The sequence below is a fragment of the Nonomuraea thailandensis genome (assembly GCF_024172165.1).
In the GTDB taxonomy this organism is placed as follows: domain Bacteria; phylum Actinomycetota; class Actinomycetes; order Streptosporangiales; family Streptosporangiaceae; genus Nonomuraea; species Nonomuraea thailandensis.
This window is the reverse complement of record NZ_JAMZEB010000002.1, coordinates 515,224-533,899: the sequence shown is the minus strand read 5'-3', so window position 1 is coordinate 533,899 and position 18,676 is coordinate 515,224. Positions and strand designations below refer to the sequence as shown.

At 72.3% G+C, this 18,676-nt stretch carries 20 protein-coding genes; 10 read left to right on the top strand and 10 right to left on the bottom strand.

All coding sequences use genetic code 11. The annotated features are described in order from the left end of the window. Nucleotides 1–10 precede the first annotated feature (10 nt). The 3 genes from HD597_RS06520 to HD597_RS06510 all read left to right on the top strand — a co-directional run bounded on the left by HD597_RS06520 (nt 11) and on the right by HD597_RS06510 (nt 1,461). Nucleotides 11–196, top strand: coding sequence for a hypothetical protein (locus HD597_RS06520; RefSeq protein WP_253740817.1), 186 nt, complete (start codon nt 11–13; stop codon nt 194–196). 6 nt (nt 197–202) lie between these two features. After that, nucleotides 203–1,015 (top strand): MBL fold metallo-hydrolase, encoded by an 813-nt coding sequence (locus HD597_RS06515; RefSeq protein WP_253740816.1) that lies wholly within the window; start codon nt 203–205, stop codon nt 1,013–1,015. Between the two features lie 164 nt (nt 1,016–1,179). Next, nucleotides 1,180–1,461 carry a hypothetical protein gene (locus tag HD597_RS06510; RefSeq protein ID WP_253740815.1) on the top strand — a complete coding sequence of 94 codons (282 nt, stop codon included), beginning with the start codon at nt 1,180–1,182 and terminating at the stop codon, nt 1,459–1,461. A gap of 19 nt (nt 1,462–1,480) precedes the next feature. On the opposite strand, the gene ligD is transcribed toward HD597_RS06510, so the two are convergent. After that, on the bottom strand, nt 1,481–2,482 hold the full coding sequence (gene ligD / locus HD597_RS06505; RefSeq protein WP_253740814.1) for a non-homologous end-joining DNA ligase: 1,002 nt from the start codon (nt 2,480–2,482) through the stop codon (nt 1,481–1,483). Between the two features lie 312 nt (nt 2,483–2,794). Between ligD and msrB the strand changes: the two genes are divergently transcribed. Continuing rightward, on the top strand, nt 2,795–3,196 hold the full coding sequence (gene msrB / locus HD597_RS06500) for a peptide-methionine (R)-S-oxide reductase MsrB (RefSeq protein ID WP_253740813.1): 402 nt from the start codon (nt 2,795–2,797) through the stop codon (nt 3,194–3,196). Between the two features lie 173 nt (nt 3,197–3,369). On the opposite strand, the gene HD597_RS06495 is transcribed toward msrB, so the two are convergent. From HD597_RS06495 to hemG, 3 genes are all read right to left on the bottom strand, one after another. Continuing rightward, complete coding sequence (locus HD597_RS06495) at nt 3,370–4,167, bottom strand: hypothetical protein (protein ID WP_253759997.1); 798 nt, start codon at nt 4,165–4,167, stop codon at nt 3,370–3,372. A gap of 616 nt (nt 4,168–4,783) precedes the next feature. After that, nucleotides 4,784–5,485 carry a hydrogen peroxide-dependent heme synthase gene (gene hemQ, locus HD597_RS06490; RefSeq protein WP_253740812.1) on the bottom strand — a complete coding sequence of 234 codons (702 nt, stop codon included), beginning with the start codon at nt 5,483–5,485 and terminating at the stop codon, nt 4,784–4,786. A gap of 5 nt (nt 5,486–5,490) precedes the next feature. Next, on the bottom strand, nt 5,491–6,894 hold the full coding sequence (hemG, locus tag HD597_RS06485) for a protoporphyrinogen oxidase (RefSeq protein ID WP_253740811.1): 1,404 nt from the start codon (nt 6,892–6,894) through the stop codon (nt 5,491–5,493). Between the two features lie 108 nt (nt 6,895–7,002). Between hemG and HD597_RS06480 the strand changes: the two genes are divergently transcribed. Next, on the top strand, nt 7,003–7,938 hold the full coding sequence (locus HD597_RS06480; RefSeq protein ID WP_253740810.1) for a DUF4349 domain-containing protein: 936 nt from the start codon (nt 7,003–7,005) through the stop codon (nt 7,936–7,938). Nucleotides 7,939–7,940: 2 nt separating this feature from the next. On the opposite strand, the gene hemE is transcribed toward HD597_RS06480, so the two are convergent. Then, nucleotides 7,941–8,960, bottom strand: a complete 1,020-nt coding sequence (gene hemE / locus HD597_RS06475) for a uroporphyrinogen decarboxylase (RefSeq protein ID WP_372513360.1) — start codon at nt 8,958–8,960, stop codon at nt 7,941–7,943. A gap of 629 nt (nt 8,961–9,589) precedes the next feature. On the opposite strand from hemE, the gene HD597_RS06470 reads away from it, so the two are divergent. The 5 genes from HD597_RS06470 (at nt 9,590) to HD597_RS06450 (ending at nt 14,757) form a co-directional block, all read left to right on the top strand. Beyond that, nucleotides 9,590–10,186, top strand: coding sequence for a DUF3000 domain-containing protein (locus HD597_RS06470; protein WP_253740809.1), 597 nt, complete (start codon nt 9,590–9,592; stop codon nt 10,184–10,186). A 45-nt stretch (nt 10,187–10,231) separates the two neighbouring features. Then, nucleotides 10,232–11,458, top strand: a complete 1,227-nt coding sequence (locus HD597_RS06465) for a ribonuclease D (protein WP_253740808.1) — start codon at nt 10,232–10,234, stop codon at nt 11,456–11,458. A gap of 130 nt (nt 11,459–11,588) precedes the next feature. After that, a complete protein-coding gene (locus tag HD597_RS06460) occupies nt 11,589–12,734 on the top strand; it encodes a Gfo/Idh/MocA family protein (protein WP_253740807.1) in 1,146 nt (381 codons plus the stop codon). Continuing rightward, entirely contained in the window at nt 12,731–13,897 is a 1,167-nt protein-coding gene (locus HD597_RS06455; protein ID WP_253740806.1) for a dihydrodipicolinate synthase family protein, read from the top strand. The genes HD597_RS06460 and HD597_RS06455 overlap by 4 nt, the downstream gene beginning before the upstream one ends. Then, the gene (locus HD597_RS06450) at nt 13,894–14,757 is read left to right on the top strand and encodes a sugar phosphate isomerase/epimerase family protein (protein WP_253740805.1); all 864 of its coding nucleotides are present in this window, start codon (nt 13,894–13,896) and stop codon (nt 14,755–14,757) included. The genes HD597_RS06455 and HD597_RS06450 overlap by 4 nt, the downstream gene beginning before the upstream one ends. A gap of 81 nt (nt 14,758–14,838) precedes the next feature. Here HD597_RS06450 and HD597_RS06445 read toward each other — a convergent pair whose 3' ends face one another. The 5 genes from HD597_RS06445 to HD597_RS06425 form a co-directional block, all read right to left on the bottom strand. Beyond that, a complete protein-coding gene (locus HD597_RS06445) occupies nt 14,839–15,468 on the bottom strand; it encodes a response regulator (protein WP_253740804.1) in 630 nt (209 codons plus the stop codon). Further along, complete coding sequence (locus HD597_RS06440; protein ID WP_253740803.1) at nt 15,444–16,532, bottom strand: sensor histidine kinase; 1,089 nt, start codon at nt 16,530–16,532, stop codon at nt 15,444–15,446. The genes HD597_RS06445 and HD597_RS06440 overlap by 25 nt, the downstream gene beginning before the upstream one ends. 7 nt (nt 16,533–16,539) lie before the next feature. Further along, nucleotides 16,540–17,238, bottom strand: a complete 699-nt coding sequence (locus HD597_RS06435) for an ABC transporter permease (RefSeq protein ID WP_253740802.1) — start codon at nt 17,236–17,238, stop codon at nt 16,540–16,542. Further along, nucleotides 17,235–17,948: an ABC transporter ATP-binding protein gene (locus tag HD597_RS06430; protein WP_253740801.1), complete on the bottom strand. Its 714-nt coding sequence runs from the start codon at nt 17,946–17,948 to the stop codon at nt 17,235–17,237. Before HD597_RS06430 ends, HD597_RS06435 begins: the two co-directional genes overlap by 4 nt. Nucleotides 17,949–18,027: 79 nt before the next feature. After that, nucleotides 18,028–18,642 (bottom strand): methyltransferase domain-containing protein, encoded by a 615-nt coding sequence (locus HD597_RS06425; protein WP_253740800.1) that lies wholly within the window; start codon nt 18,640–18,642, stop codon nt 18,028–18,030. Between the last annotated feature and the right edge of the window lie 34 nt (nt 18,643–18,676).

The following is an 18,676-nucleotide window of genomic DNA, read 5'->3' as shown; positions in this document are numbered from 1 at the left end:
ACAAAACGCCATGAGCAATCCACAACAGCCAGAGCTGCGCAGGTCAGGCAAGGCCAGCACCGACTCCAAGTCCGCGGACGCCGTCAGGGAGACGAAGAAGCGTTCCGGCCGCTCACACGGCACGGACAAGGGCCGCAAGGGCGGCGGCAAGGGCGGCGGCGTGCCCCCGGCCCAGCGACCTCAACATCCGGAGTGAAGTCACGTGAAGGGAAGCCTGCAGTTCATCGGGAACGCCACCACGCTGATCCGTTACAACGGCTTCACGCTGCTGACGGACCCCAACTTCCTGCACCGGGGGCAGCGGGCGTACCTCGGGTACGGCCTGTCGTCGCGGCGCCTCACCGACCCGGCCGTGGAGATCGGGGACCTGCCGCCGCTGGACGCGGTGCTGCTGTCCCACCTGCACGGCGACCACTGGGACAGGGTGGCGCAGCGGGGCCTGGACAAGGCGACGCCCGTCGTCACGACCACCGCGGCGGCCGGCCGGCTGCGCCGCCGCGGCTTCCGCAGGAGCGTGGGGCTGGAGAACTGGCAGCAGCACGAGCTGCGCGGCCCCGGGGGCACCGTGCGGATCACCGCGCTGCCCGCCAAGCACGCGCCGGGCGCGGCCGAGGCGCTGCTGCCGCCGGTGATCGGCACGATGGTGGAGTTCTGCAACCAGGACGAACGGGTCGAGCTGCGCATGCACATCAGCGGTGACACGCTGCTCGACCGCCGCCTGGACTCCATCCCGCGCCGCTTTCCCGACATCGACCTGGCCATCGTGCACCTGGGCGGCACCAAGCTGCTCGGCACCATGCTCGTGACCATGGACGGCGAGCAGGGCGCCGCGTGGGTGGACCTGATCAACCCGCACACGGTGGTGCCGGTCCACTACGACGACTACTCCGTCTTCAGCTCGCCGCTGGACGACTTCCGCCACCACATCGAGCAGGCCGGGCTCGCCGATCGGGTCGTCTACCTGGAGCGGGGCGAGACGCGCGAGCTCGCGCCGCACCACCTGGTACGCCACTGAGCCAGGCCGCGCCACCTCCTCGCCGCGCGGGGCCGGGCGACCTCGGGGCGGCGCGCGCGTTGGCGGAACCGCCGTTTCGGCTTCGGGCAGACCACCGGTGCACTACGATCTGCGACGAAATCGTTTCGCATCGTGACCATCGTCGAAGGCGGGCGGTCATCTCCATGAAGCATGCGCTCAGGCCGGCCGCGGCCGCACTGGTGATCGTGGGCGTGGCGGCGATCGGCTGCGACGGCACGACCTCACTGACCGAGCGGCCCCGGATCATCCCCATGCCGCGCCCCGTGGCTCCGGAGCTCGCGGTGACGATGCTCGTCTCGCCGACGCCGCCCGTGCCGTCGCCCCTTCCGGAGTCGAAGCCGGAGCCGAGCCCGGCGTCCAGCACGGAATCGAGCACAAAATCGAGCACAAAATCGAGCACGGGATCGAGCACGGGGCCGACCTGAGCGAGCGGGCGGGCAGCCGTTACGTGTCGGACCGGGCCTTGCTCGGCTGGACGCGCTTGGGCTCGCCGGGCATCTTCGGATAGTTCGGCGGATAGGGCAGATCGCCCCGCTCGTCCTCGGCGTACAGGTCGAGGAGGGCCTCGATCGAGTACGCCCGGTCGTCGATGGCCGCGTGCGCGTCGCCCAGCTTCGCGAAGCGGGCGGGCACCGTGCGGATGTCGAAGTCGCGCGGGTCGGCGTCGGCGAGCTCGTCCCAGGTCACGGGCGTCGAGACGGGGGCGTGCGGCTGGGCGCGCACCGAGTAGGCGCTGGCCACGGTGCGGTCTCTGGCGTTCTGGTTGTAGTCGATGAACACCCGCTCGCCCCGCTCCTCCTTCCACCAGGCCGTGGTCACCAGGCTCGGGTCGCGGGCCTCGACGGCCCTGGCCAGGGCGATGCCGGCGTGGCGTACCTGGATGAAGTCCCAGCGCGGCTCGATGCGGACGGCGATGTGCGCGCCGCGGTTGCCGGAGGTCTTCACGAAACCCTCCATGCCCAGCTCGCCGAGCACCTCCCTGGTCAGGAACGCGGCCCTGCGCGCGGCGTCGAACTCCAGGCCCGGCTGCGGGTCCAGGTCGATGCGCAGCTCGTCGGGGTGCTCGACGTCGCCGGCCCGCACCTGCCAGGGGTGGAAGTCGATGGTGCCGAGGTTGGCGCAGTAGGCGATGGCCGCCACCTCGGTGACGCGCAGCGACTGCGCGGTGCGCCCGCTGGGGAAGGTCACGGTGACCGATTCCAGCCAGTCGGGGTGCTTGGGCGGCATGCGCTTCTGGTAGATCGCCTCCGTCTGCACGCCGTCGGGGTGGCGCTTGATGTTCGTCGGCCGGTCCTTGAGCGCGCGCAGCGCCCCCTCGCCGACGCTCACGTAGTACTCGACCAGTTCCCGCTTGGTGGCGCCGATCTCAGGAAAGTAGACCTTGTCGGGGTTGGTGACCTTGACGGTCCGCTCCCCCACCTCGAGCTCTATGTACGGCGATGCCATGTCCCCGAACCTACTCCAAGCGGGGTGGGCCCGTCCCGGAGCCTCCTCGGTGGCGGGACCGAGGGCTCGACGAGACGGGCCGCGAGACCATCCGCCGCCGTTCCGGGCGCTGGCGCGCCACCCGGCCGGCCGTGGCGATCCCCAGCGGCGCCAGCACGGGCGTGGGCTGTGCCGCTCAGCGGGATCTGCGGATGATCACCCCTTGGCAAGGAGGCGATGACACCCCCTTGCCTACAAAGACGCAAATTCACCCCAGAACAGATGCTTCACCCTGCGGAGATCTCTTTTTGCACGATCTCGTACGCTGGACGTATGGACAAGGTGGTCAAGAGCGAGGCCGACTGGCGGGCCCAGCTGTCGCCAGAGGAGTTCCACGTCCTCAGGAAGGCCGGGACCGAGCGCCCGTTCACGGGGGAGTACGTCGACACCAAGACCGAGGGCGTGTACTCGTGCCGCGCCTGCGGGGCCGAGTTGTTCCGGTCTGACACGAAGTTCGAGTCGCACTGCGGGTGGCCGAGCTTCTTCGAGCCGTCCGAGACCGACGCGGTGCGGCTGATCGAGGACCACAGCCACGGCATGGTCCGGACCGAGGTGCGGTGTGCCCGGTGCGACTCGCACCTGGGGCACGTGTTCCACGGCGAGGGTTATCCGACGCCGACGGACGACCGCTACTGCATCAACTCGATCTCCCTGCGGCTCGAACCCAAGGGGTGATCAAGCAGCGACGCGGCGTATCGATCGCCTTCCACGGGTACGAGTGCCGCGTGCGCTTTGTCCACCTTCGACACCGGTGGGTGACCATCGAGTCCATCGGGCGCGTCGTCACCCAACGGTGCGAGGTGTGCGCGAAAACGCGGGTCCGAGTCCGCTGACCCGGACCCCGCCGCTCAGCCCGGGGCCGGGTGGGTGACGCGGCAGCTCCGGTCGGCGGGGCCGAGGATGTTGGCGAGCACCGGGTTCCCGTTTCCGCCGAACTCGGCCTGCACGAACACCACCGGATCCTCGACCCCACGGCTGCGGAGGTAGGCGAGGCCGCGTTCGCACAGGATGATCGCGGTCAGCGAGTTGTCCGCCGTTTCCGGCAGGTCCGTATAAATGCGCAAATATCCACCGACGCTGCGGACGTCCTTGAGTCGTTTCATGGCCTTGTCGTCCGGGCCCCAGTTCGTACGGAAGTACTCCGCCGCCTGGTGATCCGTGTGCCGTGAAGGGCCGTCGGCCCGGTAGTCGTCACCGTCCCCGGGGTCGGGGCCGCCCGCCAGCACGTCCTCCGGGGCCGTGGTGCCGGACACCATCCCCGGGCGGGGCCCTCCTGGCTGACCGGAGGTGGCCGCCGGGTCCGGCGCCTGCGAGCGCTGCGCCTCCCGCATCCGCGCCTCCGCGCTCGCCTCCGCGCTCGCCCCCGTGCTCGCCCCCGTGCTCGCCCCCGTGCCGATCCCCTCGGTCCCCGCGGTCCCGCCGTCCCCGCCCGAAGCCGCCGCCGGCCCACCAGGACCGGTCGCGCCCGTCCCGCCCTTCACACCTGCGGAGGCCGGGCCGCCCCCGTCGTGCCCCTCGCCGCCGTGCGTGCCCGCGGCACCGGCACCCGACTGCGCTCCTCCGAGCAGCGCGCCCGGCCCGATCCCGCCGTACGCGCCGAGCACCGCGACCACCCCACCGGCCAGCACCAGCACCACCGCCGCCAACCGGCCCCTCCGCACCGCCGACCGGCCCCTCCGCCATGCCGACCGGCCCCTCCACACTGCCGACCGGCCCCTCCGCACCGCCGACCGGCCCCTCCGCCATGCCGACCGGCGCTCCCTCGCACCCGCACGCCCGCCCGCACGCGCGCCCGCCTCTCCTTCGCGCACCGGAGAGCGCCGCGACCCGGCCGCTCCCGGCCCGCTCCCGATGACCAGCGGCCCCGTTCCCGCCCCGCCGTCCTCCAGGGCCCGACGTCCCGTTCCCGGCCCGCCGTCGTCCGGAGCCTGCCGCCCCTCGCCCGTCGCCGCCCCGCCGCTCCCCGTACGGCGCCGGGCGTGCCGGGGGCGGTGTCCCGCGGCATGGCGTCCGGCCGCGTGCCGACGGCGGCCTCGTCCTCCGGTCTCCTCCACCCCGACCGACCTCCCCGCAATAGGCCCGTTCCCTAGACGCCCGGCCGCCTTGGAACGTTCACATCGGCCCGCCCCCGAAAGCGCGATCCCCCACCGCGCCCATGACTCAAGGAGACCACCGCCGGCCGCGCCAGGCAGCCCGATGGCGCAGAAGGAAGCACGAAGGCGCCCGGCCGGACGAGCGGACGGGCGCCTTCGGACGCGGAGGTTACGGAAGAGCGGCGACGAGCTCCTGCAGCGGCTTGCGCGCCCCGGTGTAGAACGGGATCTCGACACGGGTGTGGCGGCGGGCCTGCGCGCCCCGCAACGTACGCATGAGGTCGACGATCCGGTGCAGCTCGTCGGCCTCGAACGCCAGCATCCACTCGTAGTCGTTGAGCGAGAAGCACGCCACCGTGTTGGCCCGCACGTCGGGGTAGTCGCGCGCCATCCTGCCGTGCTCGGCGAGCATGGCCCGGCGCTCGGAGTCCTCCAGCAGGTACCACTCGTAGGAGCGCACGAACGGGTAGACGCTCACGTACGCCCGCGGCTCCTCCTCGGCGAGGAAGGCCGGGATGTGCGACTTGTTGAACTCGGCCGGCCGGTGCAGCGCCATCGCCGACCACACGGGCCTGGTGTTGCGGCCCAGCCGGGTGCGGCGGAAGCGGGAGTACACGTCCTGGAGATCCTCGGGCGTGGGCGCGTGCCACCAGAACATGAAGTCGGCGTCGGCCCGCAGCCCGGCCACGTCGTAGACCCCCCTGGTCACGACGTCCTTGCCGGCGGCCTGGTCGAGCAGCTCCTGGACCTCGGCCGCGAGCCCGTCGCGGTCGCCAGGACACGGCTCGGTCACCTGGAAGACCGACCACATCGTGTAACGGATCACCTGGTTGAGATCGCGGGCCTTCGGCCGCGGAGCGCCCTCTGTCATGGTGACTATTCTCCTCGCCTGGTGAGGTGGTCCAGAATCCGGGCGGCGGCCGTGCGGGCGGTGCCGACGCAGGCGGGGATGCCGATGCCGTCGTAGGCCGCCCCGCACACCGCCAGGCCCGGCTCGACCGACACCGCGGCGCGCACCCGGGCCACCCGGTCGAGGTGGCCCACGTTGTACTGCGGCAGTCCGCCGCCCCACCGCGTCACCCGCGTGTCGAGCGGCAGCCCGCGCACGCCCATGACGTCGCCCATCTCGGCCGTGGCCAGCGACACCAGCTCGGCGTCCTCGCGCTGGAGCAGGTGCTCCTCGCCGATCCGGCCGACGGAGCAGCGCAGGATCACCAGGTCCTTGGTCAGGTGGGGCCACTTCACCGAGCTGAACGTGACCGCCTTGACCGGCCGCCGCTCCACCGGCGGCACGAGGTAGCCGCTGGTGCCGGGCTGCTCGGGGAAGGCGTCCATCGGGTAGGCCAGCGTGACGACGGCCATGCTCGCGTACTGGATCCGGGCCAGCTCGGCGGCGGCCTTCGGCACCTCGGACTTGAGCAGCCGGCCGGCGGCGGGCCCCGGCGTGGCCAGGATCACCGCGTCGGCCTCGATCACCTCGGGACGCGGCACGGGGCCGGTGACCAGCCGCCAGCCGGTCTCGGTGCGGTGCAGCTCGCGGACGGTGACGCCGGTCCTGACGTCCGCCTCCGACGCCTTGGCGACGGCCTCGGGCAGGGCGCCGACGCCGCCGCGCAGCGAGGTGAAGACCGGCCCCGCGTCCTTGGGCGTCTCCGCGGCCAGGTGCCTGGCCGCGCTCAGCAGGGAGCGCTCGGAACGGGCCACCGCCGCCACCCGCGGCATCGTGGCCTCCAGCGACAACATGTCGGCCCGGCCCGCGTAGACGCCGCCGAGCAGCGGCTCGACCAGCCGGTCCACGATCTCGCCGCCCATCCTGGCGCGGATGTAGGCGGCGACGGACACGTCGGTGCGGACGAGGGTCGGCGGCAGGATCTGGTCGAGCGGCACGCGCAGCAGGCCGCCCGGCGACACGATGCCGGACTTGGCCAGCTCGGTCAGGTCGGACGGCACGCCCATGATCTGCCCCTTGGGCAGGTGGCGCAGCTCTCCCCTGCTGTAGACGGCCGAGCTCAGCGTGCCGGGGAAGACCAGGTCGTCGCCGAGGCCCACGGCCCTGGCCAGCTCCTTGCCCTCGGGCCGCCTGGCCAGCATGGACTCCGCGCCCGCGTCGACGCTCACCCCGGCGACCTCCGAGGCGTACAGCTTCCCGCCGATGCGCGGCGAGCCCTCCAGGACCGTCACCCTGACGCGATCGCCCGCACTCTGGCGGAGATACCACGCGGCGGCGAGGCCGGAGATCCCCGCGCCGACGATGACCACGTGCGCCCGATTCCCTTCCACGCCTCCTGACGCTACCGCCTCAACGGCTCGGCCAGCCGCGCGGGGCACGTGACCGTACCGTGATTCCCCCTGTCAAACCGGGGAGGCCCGCTGCCCGTCATAAGGGGCATGACGAGATTCCGGTACGGCCTGGCTCTCACCGCGGCCTGCTCGGCCGTGTTACTGACCGCCTGCGGTGGCGGCGGCTCCGCTGTCCGGTCCGGCGCGGAGCCGGCCTCCATGTCCTCCTCCGCGCCCGAGGCCGCCGCCCGCGGCGAGAGCGCGGACAAGGAGCCGCAGGCACGGCAGACGGGCCAGAGCGGCGGGGTCGCGTCCGGCGTCGAGGTGGCCCAGCAGCAGCGGCAGGTCATCTACACCGGCAGCATGACCGTGCGGGCCGAGCGGGTGACGCCGGCCGTCCAGCAGGCCAAGCAGGTGGTCACGGAGGCCGGCGGCTACCTGTCGCAGGAGGAGAGCAACTCCTCGGCCGACAGCGAGGCGTCCGCCATGCTGGAGTTCAAGATCCCGACCGCGAAGTACGCCGAGGTGCTGCGGCGGCTCGGGGGTGAGCTGGGCAAGCAGCTCTCGCTGGACCAGAAGGCCCAGGACGTCACGCTGAAGGTGGCCGACGTCGAGAGCCGGCTGAAGTCGGCGCAGCAGTCGCTGGAGTCGCTGCGCACGCTGCTGAAGCGGGCGGACACGATCGGGCAGGTGCTGGACGTGGAGCGGGAGATCTCCACCCGGGAGGCCGATCTGGAGTCGTTGCAGGCCCAGCAGAAGGAGCTGGCCGCCCAGACCGCCATGGCCACGCTGACGTTGCGGCTGGTGGGGCCGGTGACGGAGGTGGACGACCCGGACGACGAGCCCCCCGGGTTCTTCGGCGGGCTGACGGCCGGGTGGCGGGCGCTGGTGTCGTTCACCAAGACGGCGCTGACGCTGGTCGGGGCGCTGCTGCCGTGGATGGCCGCATCGCTGCCGCTGGTCGTGCTGGTGGTCTGGCTCGTACGCCGCGACCGCCGCCGGCGCCCGGCCCCGGCCGCCCGCCCCGGCCCGGAGTCAGCCTGAGGTCACCGGTGCTCGTGGACCAGGTCCGTGAGGCGCTTGAGCTGATCGGGGTCGGTCGAGGGCAGCACGCCGTGGCCCAGGTTGAACACGTGCCCCTCGGCCGCCTCGCCCTGCCGCAGCACCTCGCGGGCCTTGCGCTCGACGACCTCCCACGGCGCGAGCAGGATCGCCGGGTCGAGGTTGCCCTGCAGCGCCCTGCCCGGCCCGACCCGCCGCGCGGCCTCGTCGAGGGGCACCCGCCAGTCGACCCCCACCACGTCGGCGCCCGCCTCGCCGAGCACTCCGAGCAGCTCTCCCGTGCCCACTCCGAAGTGGATGCGCGGCACGTCGGCGACGCTTTCGAAGATGCGCCGCGTGTGCGGCAGGATGAACTCGCGGTAGTCGTCAGGCGCCACGGCGCCGACCCAGGAGTCGAAGAGCTGCACGGCCGACGCCCCGGCCGCGATCTGGATGCGCAGGTGCTCGGCCACGATGCCGGACAGCCGCTCCATGAACTGGTGCCACAGCTGCGGCTCGCCGTACATCATGGCCTTGGTGCGGTCGTGGTTCTTGGACGGGCCGCCCTCGATGAGGTAGGAGCCGAGCGTGAACGGCGCGCCGGCGAAGCCGATCAGCGGGGTGCCGCCGAGCTCCCCGGTGAGGGCCTGGATCGACTCGGTGACGTAGGGCACGTCGCCGGGCTCCAGCGGCCGCAGCGCCTGCAGGCCCCTGGCGTCGCGGATCGGGTCGGCCACGACGGGGCCGACGCCCGGCTTGATGTCGAGGTCGACGCCGATGGCCTTGAGCGGGACCACGATGTCGCTGAAGAAGATGGCCGCGTCGACGCCGTAGCGGCGGACGGGCTGCATGGTGATCTCGACGATCAGGTCGGGCGTCGCGCACGCGGTGAGCATCGGCACGCCCTCGCGGACCTTCAGGTATTCCGGCAGCGACCGCCCGGCCTGGCGCATGTACCAGACAGGGGTGTGCGGGACGGGCTGGCGGCGGCAGGCACGCAGGAACGCTGAGTCGGCGAGGTTCACCTCACCAGGGTAGTGGCTGGGGGCGTGGGTGCGGGGTGCGGGGAACGCGGGCACGGAGGGCCGGGACACGGGTCCGAGGTGTCGGAAAAAGATGCATTGGACACCCCAAATCATGATCAGATAGCCAGATGAAGGTTTACCGGTCTGCTCGGCATCGGCACCGCACACGGGTCGAACACACCCCATGTCCGGCCAGAGAGCCGGTCTCGACTGGGCCAAATGTTCCCCAAGCCACCGCGCGGCATCGATTCAGCGACCACTTTCGGGACACGCCGAGCGCGTTGCGGGGAATTGTCAGCGGCTCGTGCCAACGTCGGAGCCACGACCCGAAGAAAGGCCCCGGTTCGATGACTCGTGCGATGACCGCGTTGTGGACTTCCCCAGAGCGCCGCAGTGAGCGCTGCCCTACCTGCGCCGAGGAACGGGCGTTCGAGCAGCCGCCGTGCCTGGACGGGCACGAGCCGGGCCACTGCCCCGAGTGGGCCTGCGTCGGCTGCGGCCACGCGATCATGTTCGCGACCGCCGAAACCATCCGCCCGGCACGCCAGCTCGTTACGGCATCGGCTTGATCACGAAGGATGAGCACCCCCGTGGTCCCCTTCCGCCCGTCTTCGACCTACGCTTCCGCTATGACACTCGGTGACCAGCCACCGCCTCCGGCCGTGTTCACGCGCGCCGCGCAGAGCCTGCGGCGGGCCGAGGTCAGGCCGGAGATCGAGCTCGAGGACCTGCCCGCGCCGCAGCGGCTGGCCCCCTACTCCGCCGCCATCGGCGCGTCGGTCTACCGCGACGACGACGAGCTCGCGGTCGGCCGGCTGATCCTGCTCTACGACCCCGACGGCCAGCGCGGATGGGAGGGCCCCTTCCGGCTGGTGGCCTACGTCAGGGCCGACATGGAGCCGGAGATCACCTCCGACCCGCTGCTCGGGCCGGTCGCGTGGAGCTGGCTGACCGAGGCTCTCGACGCGCATCAAGCCGACTACTCCGCCGCTGGCGGTACCGTGACAAGAGCCGTGTCCGAGGGGTTCGGCAACAAGGCCGACGACCCGGTCACGACCGAGCTCGAGCTGCGGGCGTCGTGGTCACCCGCGCAGGAGGATCTGTCCGGCCATGTCGCCGCGTGGTGCGACCTCATGTGCCTGGCGGCGGGCATCCCGCCGCTTCCCCCCGACGTGGCCGCCCTGCCCCGCCGACGTGATGATCCGGAGAGTGACCGAACGAAGTGAGGGCACCAGTCAAGACAGCACCAGCGTCATGAGGTCGGTGAGCTCATGACAGAAGAACGCACAGTGGAGCCGCTGCTGGAGCCGCGTGACGGCATACCCGCGGTCATCGCCGACGCCACCGGGCTGGCGGAGGTGGTGGCGAGGTTCGCCGCCGGCAGCGGCCCCGTCGCGGTGGACGCCGAGCGGGCCTCCGGCTACCGCTACGGCAACCGCGCCTACCTCGTGCAGCTGCGCCGGGCCGGGGCTGGCACCGCGCTGATCGATCCGATCGGGTGCCCCGACCTGTCGGCGCTCGACGAGGCCGTGGCCGACGCGGAGATCGTCCTGCACGCCGCCTCGCAGGACCTGCCGTGCCTGATGGAGGTGGGGTTCAAGCCGCGGGTGATGTTCGACACCGAGCTGGCCGGGCGGCTGCTCGGCTACGAGCGGGTCGGGCTGGGCACGATGGTCGAGACCGTGCTCGGGCTGCGCCTGGAGAAGGGGCACTCGGCGGCCGACTGGTCCACCAGGCCGCTGCCCGAAGACTGGCTGCGCTACGCCGCGCTCGACGTGGAGGTGCTGGTCGAGCTGCGCGACGTGCTGCACCAGGAGCTGACGGAGTCGGGCAAGCTGGACTGGGCGCGCGAGGAGTTCGCGGCCGTGCTCGACACCCCGCCGCCGTCGCCGCGCTCCGACCCGTGGCGGCGTACGTCGGGCATCCACAAGGTGCGCAACGTGCGCGCGCTGGCGATCGTGCGGGAGCTGTGGACCATGCGCGACCGCATCGCCAGGGAGGCCGACCTCGCCCCCGGCCGGGTGCTGCCGGACGCGGCGATCGTCACCGCCGCGCTGGAAGGACCCCGCACCAAGAAGGCATTGACCGAAATTTCGGCATTCACCGGGCGAAGCGCGCGAAAGCACATGAGCGACTGGCTCGCCGCCGTGGCCAGGGCGCGCAACCTGCCCGACAACCAGCTCCCCCAGCCCAGCACGCCCGGCGACGGCCCGCCCCCGCCCAACCGCTGGGCCGACCGCGACCCGGCCGCCGCCAAGCGCCTGGCCGCGGCCCGCGCCGTGGTCGCCGCGCTGGCCGAGGAGCACCACATGCCCACGGAGAACCTGCTGCAGCCCGACGCGGTGCGCAGGCTCACCTGGGAGCCCCCCGCCGAGATCACCGAGGAGAGCGTGACGGACAGGCTGCGCGAGCTCGGCGCTCGCGAGTGGCAGCTCTCCCTGGCGGCCGCTCCCATCTCCAAGGCCCTGGCCAGGCTGGGGACGCGCGGCGAGCTCTAAGCTCGGCACCGGGCGCCCCGGCCGGAGGTCCGGCAGGCCCACCTGAGGTTCGCGCTACTTGACGCCTTCGGTGGCCCGGCCGTACGGTTCGGGAAAGCGCTTTCCAGATGTTGTGCCTGAAGGGATCCTCATGAGCGTGCGCACCATCGGCGTCGTGATGAACGGCGTCACCGGACGGATGGGCTACCGCCAGCACCTGGTCCGGTCCGTCCTGGCCATCAACGAGCAGGGCGGCGTGACGCTCTCGGACGGCTCCAGGGTGAAGCTCAAGCCGGTACTGGTCGGCCGTAACGCCGACAAACTTGCAGATATCGCGGCAAAGCATGAAATTGCGGATTTCACCACGGACCTCGACGCGGCACTCGCCGCCGACGACAACCTGATCTACTTCGACGCCCAGGTCACCAGCGCCCGCGTCAAGGCCGTGCTCAAGGCCATCGAGGCCGGCAAGCACATCTACGCCGAGAAGCCGACGGCCGAGTCGACGCAGGAGGCCATCGCGCTGGCCGAGGCCGCCACCGCCAAGGGCGTCAAGAACGGCGTCGTGCAGGACAAGCTGTTCCTGCCCGGCCTGCTCAAGCTGAAGCGGCTGATCGACGGCGGCTTCTTCGGCCGCATCCTGTCGGTGCGCGGCGAGTTCGGCTACTGGGTGTTCGAGGGTGACTGGCAGGAGGCCCAGCGCCCGTCGTGGAACTACCGGGCCGAGGACGGCGGCGGCATCGTGCTCGACATGTTCCCGCACTGGCACTACGTGATGGAGAACCTGTTCGGCCGCGTCACGTCGGTCTACGCCCAGGCCGTGACGCACATCCCGGCCCGCGTGGACGAGCAGGGCAGGGAGTACCCGGCCACCGCCGACGACGCCGCGTACGGGATCTTCGAGCTGGAGGGCGGCATCGTCGCCCAGATCAACTCCTCCTGGACGGTCCGCGTGAACCGCGACGAGCTGGTCGAGTTCCAGGTGGACGGCACGCACGGCAGCGCCGTCGCGGGCCTGCGCAACTGCCGCGTCCAGCACCGCTCCGCCACCCCCAAGCCCGTCTGGAACCCCGACCTGCCCGCCACGGCGCGCTTCCGCGACGGCTGGCAGGAGGTGCCGGACAACGCCGAGTTCGACAACGGCTTCAAGATCCAGTGGGAGGCGTTCGTCAGGCACGTGCTGGAGGACGCGCCGTTCTCGAACGACTTCGCCTCGGGCGCCCGCGGCGTGCAGCTCGCCGAGCTGGGGCTGCGCTCCAACGCCGAGGGCCGCAGGATCGAGGTGCCGGGGCTGTGAGGATCGAGCTTCCCGGGTTCGGCTCGTACCCGCTGAGCGAGCCCACGACCTGGCCGGCGGTGGACCGGCCGGCGACCAGCCGCATCGTGTACGCCGCCGCGCACGTGGTGGCCGACCCGCTCGGCGACAACACCCCCGGCTCCCCCGCCGCCGTCGACTGGGAAGCCACCCTGCGCTTCCGCCGCCACCTGTGGTCGCTGGGCCTGCGCGTCGCCGACGCCATGGACACCGCGCAGCGCAACATGGGCCTTGACTGGGCCGCGACCAGGGAGCTGATCCAGCGCAGCGCCGCCGAGGCCCGCTCGTACGGCGACCCCGCCACGCTGGTCTCCTGCGGCGCCGGCACCGACCACGACCCGGACGCCGGCACCCTGGACGCGATCGCCGCCGCGTACGCCGAGCAGATCGAGACCGTGCAGTCCGCCGGGGCCGGCGTGATCGTCATGGCCTCCCGCCAGCTCGCCAGGATCGCCTCGGGGCCGGCGGACTACCACCAGGTGTACGGCAAGCTGTTCGGCGTGGCCGAGCGGCCGGTGATCCTGCACTGGCTGGGCGAGATGTTCGACCCGCAGCTCGCCGGCTACTGGGGCTCGCGCGACGTGGCGGCGGCCACCGGGTCGTTCCTGGAGCTGATCCACGCCAACGCCTCGATGGTCGACGGCGTGAAGGTGTCGCTGCTGGACGAGGAGCACGAGATCGGCCTGCGGGCCGCGCTGCCCGAGGGCGTGAAGCTCTACACCGGCGACGACTTCAACTACCCGTCGCTGATCAAGTCGGGCTCGCACGCGCTGCTCGGCATCTTCGACGCGATCGCCCCGGCCGCGGCGGCGGCGCTGCAGGTGCTGGACGCGGCCGAGGCGTCCTGCACCGACGAGGGCCGGGAGCGGCTGCTGACCCAGTACGACGAGATCCTCGCGCCGACCGTCCCGCTGTCGCGCAAGATCTTCGAGACGCCCACGTACAACTACAAGACCGGCATCGTCTTCCTGGCCTGGCTGAACGGCCACCAGGACGCGTTCGCCATGGTGAACGGCGCCCAGTCGGCCCGCTCGCTGCTGCACCTGTCGGAGGTGTTCCGCCTGGCCGACCAGGCCGGGCTGCTGGCCGACCAGGAGCTGGCCGTGCGCCGGATGAAGTCGCTGCTGGCGGTGAACGGCCTGTGAGCCTTTCGCTGAACCAGTGGACGACCCGGCACTGGACGCTGCCCGAGGCCGTGGACGGGTGCGTCAGGCACGGCCTGGAGGCGATCGGGCTGTGGCGGGAGAAGGTCGCCGAGACGGGCCTCGCGCAGAGCGTCAAGCTGGTGCGGTCGGCCGGGCTGCGGGTGTCGTCGCTGTGCCGCGGCGGCTTCCTCACCGCGGGCGGGCTGCCGGGCGAGGACGGCCGTACGGCCTTCGCGCAGGCGCTGGAGGAGAACCGGCGGGCCATCGACGAGGCGGCCGAGCTGGAGGCGGCCTGCCTCGTGCTGGTCGTGGGCGGGCTGCCGGGGGTGAAGCCCGGCGAGCCGCTGCCCGCCGCCTTCTCCCGTGACCTGGCAGGAGCCCGCGAGCGGGTGGCCGAGGCGCTGGCGGAGCTGGCGCCGTACGCCGGGGAGCGGGGGGTCAAGCTGGCGCTGGAGCCGCTGCACCCGATCTACTGCCCGGACCGGGCGGTGATCTCCACGCTCGGCCAGGCGCTGGAGCTGAGCCTGCCGTACCCGGTGGAGCAGGTCGGCGTCGTCGTGGACACCTTCCACGTGTGGTGGGACCCGCGCCTGTTCGAGGACATCGCGCGGGCCGGGAGCCGGATCGCCGGCTACCAGGTGTGCGACTACCTGCACCCGCTGCCGGAGGACGTGCTGCTCGGGCGGGGCATGATGGGCGACGGCGTGATCGGCTTCCGGCCGATCACGGCGGCGGTCCAGGCGGCCGGATACACGGGGGACGTCGAGGTGGAGATCTTCAACGCCGACGTCTGGGCGGCGGACCCCGACGAGGTCGTGGCCACGATGAAGGCCCGCTACGAGGAGGTCGTGCTCGCCTGAGCACCGGACGGGCGGCGTCTCGGCCGGAGACTCCGCCCGCCCGCACCCGACTGGATGAGGCGCCGCTCAGATGAGGTGGCGCTAGATGAGGCGGCGTTCCATCGCCACCACCACGGCCGCCGCCCTGTTGTCCACGCCCAGCTTGGCGAAAACGTGCTTGAGGTGCGTCTTCACGGTGGTCTCGCTGATCAGCAGCGCCCGCGCCACCTCCTTGTTGGCGGCCCCGCGCGCGATCAGCCTCAGCACCTCCAGCTCCCGCGGGGTCGGCGCCGCCGCGGGCTTGCGGCCCAGGCCGTCGATGAGCTGCGAGGTGATCCGCTGGGCCAGGACCCGCCCGCCGGCCGCCGCCGTCCGCACGGCCGCCTGGAGCTCCTCGCGCGGCGCGTCCTTGAGCAGGTAGCCGGCCACCCCGGCGGCCAGCGCCCGCGACACGTCGGCATCCGTGTCGTACGTGGTCAGCACCACCACCCGGATCCGCGGATGGTCGGCGGACAGCCGCTCGATCGCGCCGACCCCGTCGAGCCCCGGCATGCGCAGGTCCATCAGCACCACGTCGGGCGAGGCCGCCCTGGCCTGCGCGAGGGCCTCGTGACCGTCGCCCGCCTCGGCCACCACCTCGATGTCCGGCACGCCGTCGAAGATGCCGCGCAGCCCGTCGCGGACCACGGGGTGGTCGTCGACGATCATCAGGCGCAGGGGATGCTCACGCACAACGCCGTCCCTTCTCCCAGCGCCGACTCCACGGTGACGGTGCCGCCCGAGCGCGCGGCCCGTTCGCGCATCGCGATCAGCCCGTACCCGCCTGCCGTGCCTTCGGGGTCGAAGCCCGCGCCGTCGTCGAGCACGTCCAGGGTGACCTCCTCCTCCATGTACGACAACGTCAGGACGGCGCGGCGCGCCCTGGCGTGCTTGGCCACGTTCGCCAGGCCTTCCTGGGCGGCGCGTAACAGCGTGGCCTCCACGTCCTCGGGCAGCCGCCGCGGCCCGCCGTCCACCGAGACGGTCGCCGGCACGCCGGTCGCGGCCGACCAGCGCTCGGCCACGCCTTTCAGCGCCTCGTGCAGCGGGGCCCGCTCCAGCGGCTCGGGGCGCAGCGCGTCCACCGAGCGCCTGGCCTCCTTGAGGCTGTCGCGGGCCAGTCGCTTGGCCTGCGCGATGCGCTTGCGCACCGCCTCGGGGTCGTCGATGCCCTGCTCGGCCGCTTCGAGCTGGGCGATGATGCCGCTGAACCCCTGGGCGAGCGTGTCGTGGATCTCCCTGGCGAGCCTGGCCCGCTCCTCCATCGCGCCCAGGATCAGGTTCTGCTGGCTGTGCCTGACGAGGTCGTGCGTCAGGAGCCCCATGATGAGCGTCAGCGCGGTGCTGCCCACGACGTACGCGAGCACGGACGGGTCGCCGGGGATGGCCTCGAACGCCCCGGCCCCCGCGGCGCTCGACAGCACGAACAGCACCGCTCCGGCGTAGCCCCACCGCCCGGGCAGCAGCACGTAGGGCAGCGCGACCATGCCGTACGCCATCGCCTGGTAGGCGGGGTTGGCCCTGACGAGCGCGTAGTTCAGCGCGACCAGCACCAGGAAGTGCCAGGCCATGGGGTTGAGCCGTTCGAGGAACGCGGGCCTGCGGGCGATGAAGAACGTGTACCAGGCGGCCAGGAGCGTGGCCAGCCCGAGCCCGGCGGGATCGGGCCCCTCCTCCACGGTCGCGATGGTGATCGCCATCGCGAGGCAGGTGTAGAAGAGCAGGTGGAAGACCCGGGGCCAGGCTGCCTCGTCCAACGTGCGATCACTCCCAGCGGAACAACGCGACCGCGATGGCGGTGCCGACCACAATAGTCGCCGAGACGATGAGGAAGGGCATCGCCGAGGGGGCGCCGAACCAGCTCTCCCGCAGCACGGTGACGGCGTGGGTGAGCGGCAGGTACTCGCCGATCTCGCGCAGCTCCCCCGGCACGCCCTCGCGGGGGATGGCCGCGCCCGCCAGGAAGATCATCGGGAACATGACGAGCAGGCCCATCAGGTCCGCCGTCCTGGCCCGGGGCGCGAGTGCGGCCAGCACGAAGCCGATGGCGTAGCACATGAGCGCGCACAGCACGAAGGACAGCACCAGCGCGGCCGGATGCGCGGGCAGCGCCACCCCGAACCCGAGCACCGCCACCCCGACCAGGATGGCGGCCCCCGCGAGCGCCATCACGAGCTGGGCCGCGATCTGCGCGGTGAGCAGCGCGAACGGGGAGACAGGGGTGGTGGCCATGCGGCGCAGCACCTTGCGCTCGCGGTAGCTCGCCATGACGCCGGGCAGCGTGGAGATCCCGCCGATGGCCAGGACCATCGCCAGGTAGCCGGGCACGAAGACTTCGAGGTCGTCGTTGCTGCCGTTCAGGAGCAGCAGCATGGCCGGGAAGGCGACCATGAAGAACAGGGTGCCCGGGTCCCTCGACAGCAGCCGCAGCTCCGACGCCGACAGGTGCGCGAACGCCCTCATCGCCCCTCCTCCGCCAGTGCCAGGTACGCGTTCTCCAGCGAGTCGGTGCCGGTGCGGCCGGTCAGCTCGCGCGGGCTGCCGAGCGCCACGATCCTCCCCTTGCGGAACACGGCGACCCGGTCGCACAGCTCCTCGGCCTCGTCCATGTAGTGGCTCACGAGCACCACCGTGGTGCCGGCCGCCTTGAGGTCGCCGATGAGCGTCCACGTCTCGCGGCGGGCCACGGGGTCGAGCCCGGTGGTCAGCTCGTCGAGCACGACCAGCTCCGGCCCGCCGACCAGGGCCAGGGCGAGCTTGAGCCGCTGCTTCTGGCCGCCGGACAGGTCGCCGTACGCCTTGGCCGCGATGGGGCCGAGGTCCCAGCGCTGCAGCACCGCCCGCCAGTCGTCCGGGCGGTCGTACAGGGCCGCGAACAGCCGCATCGCCTCGGCCACCTTGAGCCGGTCGGGCAGCTCGCCCTCCTGCAGTTGCACGCCCAGACGCTGGGCCAGGGCCCGGCGGCGGCGCGCGGGGTCCTGATCGAACACGCGGACCGTGCCGGAGTCCGGCCTGCGCAGGCCGGACAGGCATTCCACCGTGGTGGTCTTGCCCGCGCCGTTGTGGCCGAGCACGCCGAACGTCTCGCCCTTCGCCACCGTGAACGAGACGCCGTCCACGGCGCGATTGTGGCCGTAGGCCTTGTGGAGGTCCTCGACCTCGATCACTGTCATGCTCCGAGCCTCGCGGGAGGCGGCTCGGAGCGGCATCGCCCGATCGTGCGCCCGGCATCCTCCTTCCGGAGGATGGCGATCAGGCGGGCTTGTCCCAGACCAGCAGGTAGCGGTGCAGCAGCAGGCGGCGGAACCGGCAGCCCGGCAGCGCCCGGCGGGCCAGCCGACCGGTCTCTCCCCAGGACAGGACGGGGTCCATGGCGGGCACGGCCTTGCCGGGGCCGCTCTTGGGGCCGTTGCGCAGGCGCAGCGCGCGGGAGGCGAGCTGCCCGGCGCCGCTGACGATCCAGTCGAGCGGCGTCCGGTTCCTCGCCAGGCCGATCACCACCAGCCGCCCGCCGGGCGCCAGCAGGCGGGCCAGCGCCGCGGCGGCCTCGGTGAAGCCGGCGTGGTGGACGACCGCGACGGCGCTGACGAAGTCGTGCTTGCCCTCGGGGAGCAGGCCGCGCGGGTCGTCGAGGTAGTCGGCCGTGACGAACTCGACGTTGTCCAGGCCGCCGTGGCGCTCGCAGGCCATGGCGACCGCCTCGGGAGCGCGGTCGGCGGCGGTGACGTGGGCGGCCCGGGCGGCCAGCCTGCTCGCCAGCAGCCCGTCGCCGCAGCCCACGTCGAGTGCCCGCCGGCAGCTCGCGGGCATGAGCTTCATGACCAGGCGCTGGTAGTGGACGTTGTGGTTCCAGTACGGCACTGACACGTGATCACGTTAGCGCCGGGGCTCGCGTCAGCGC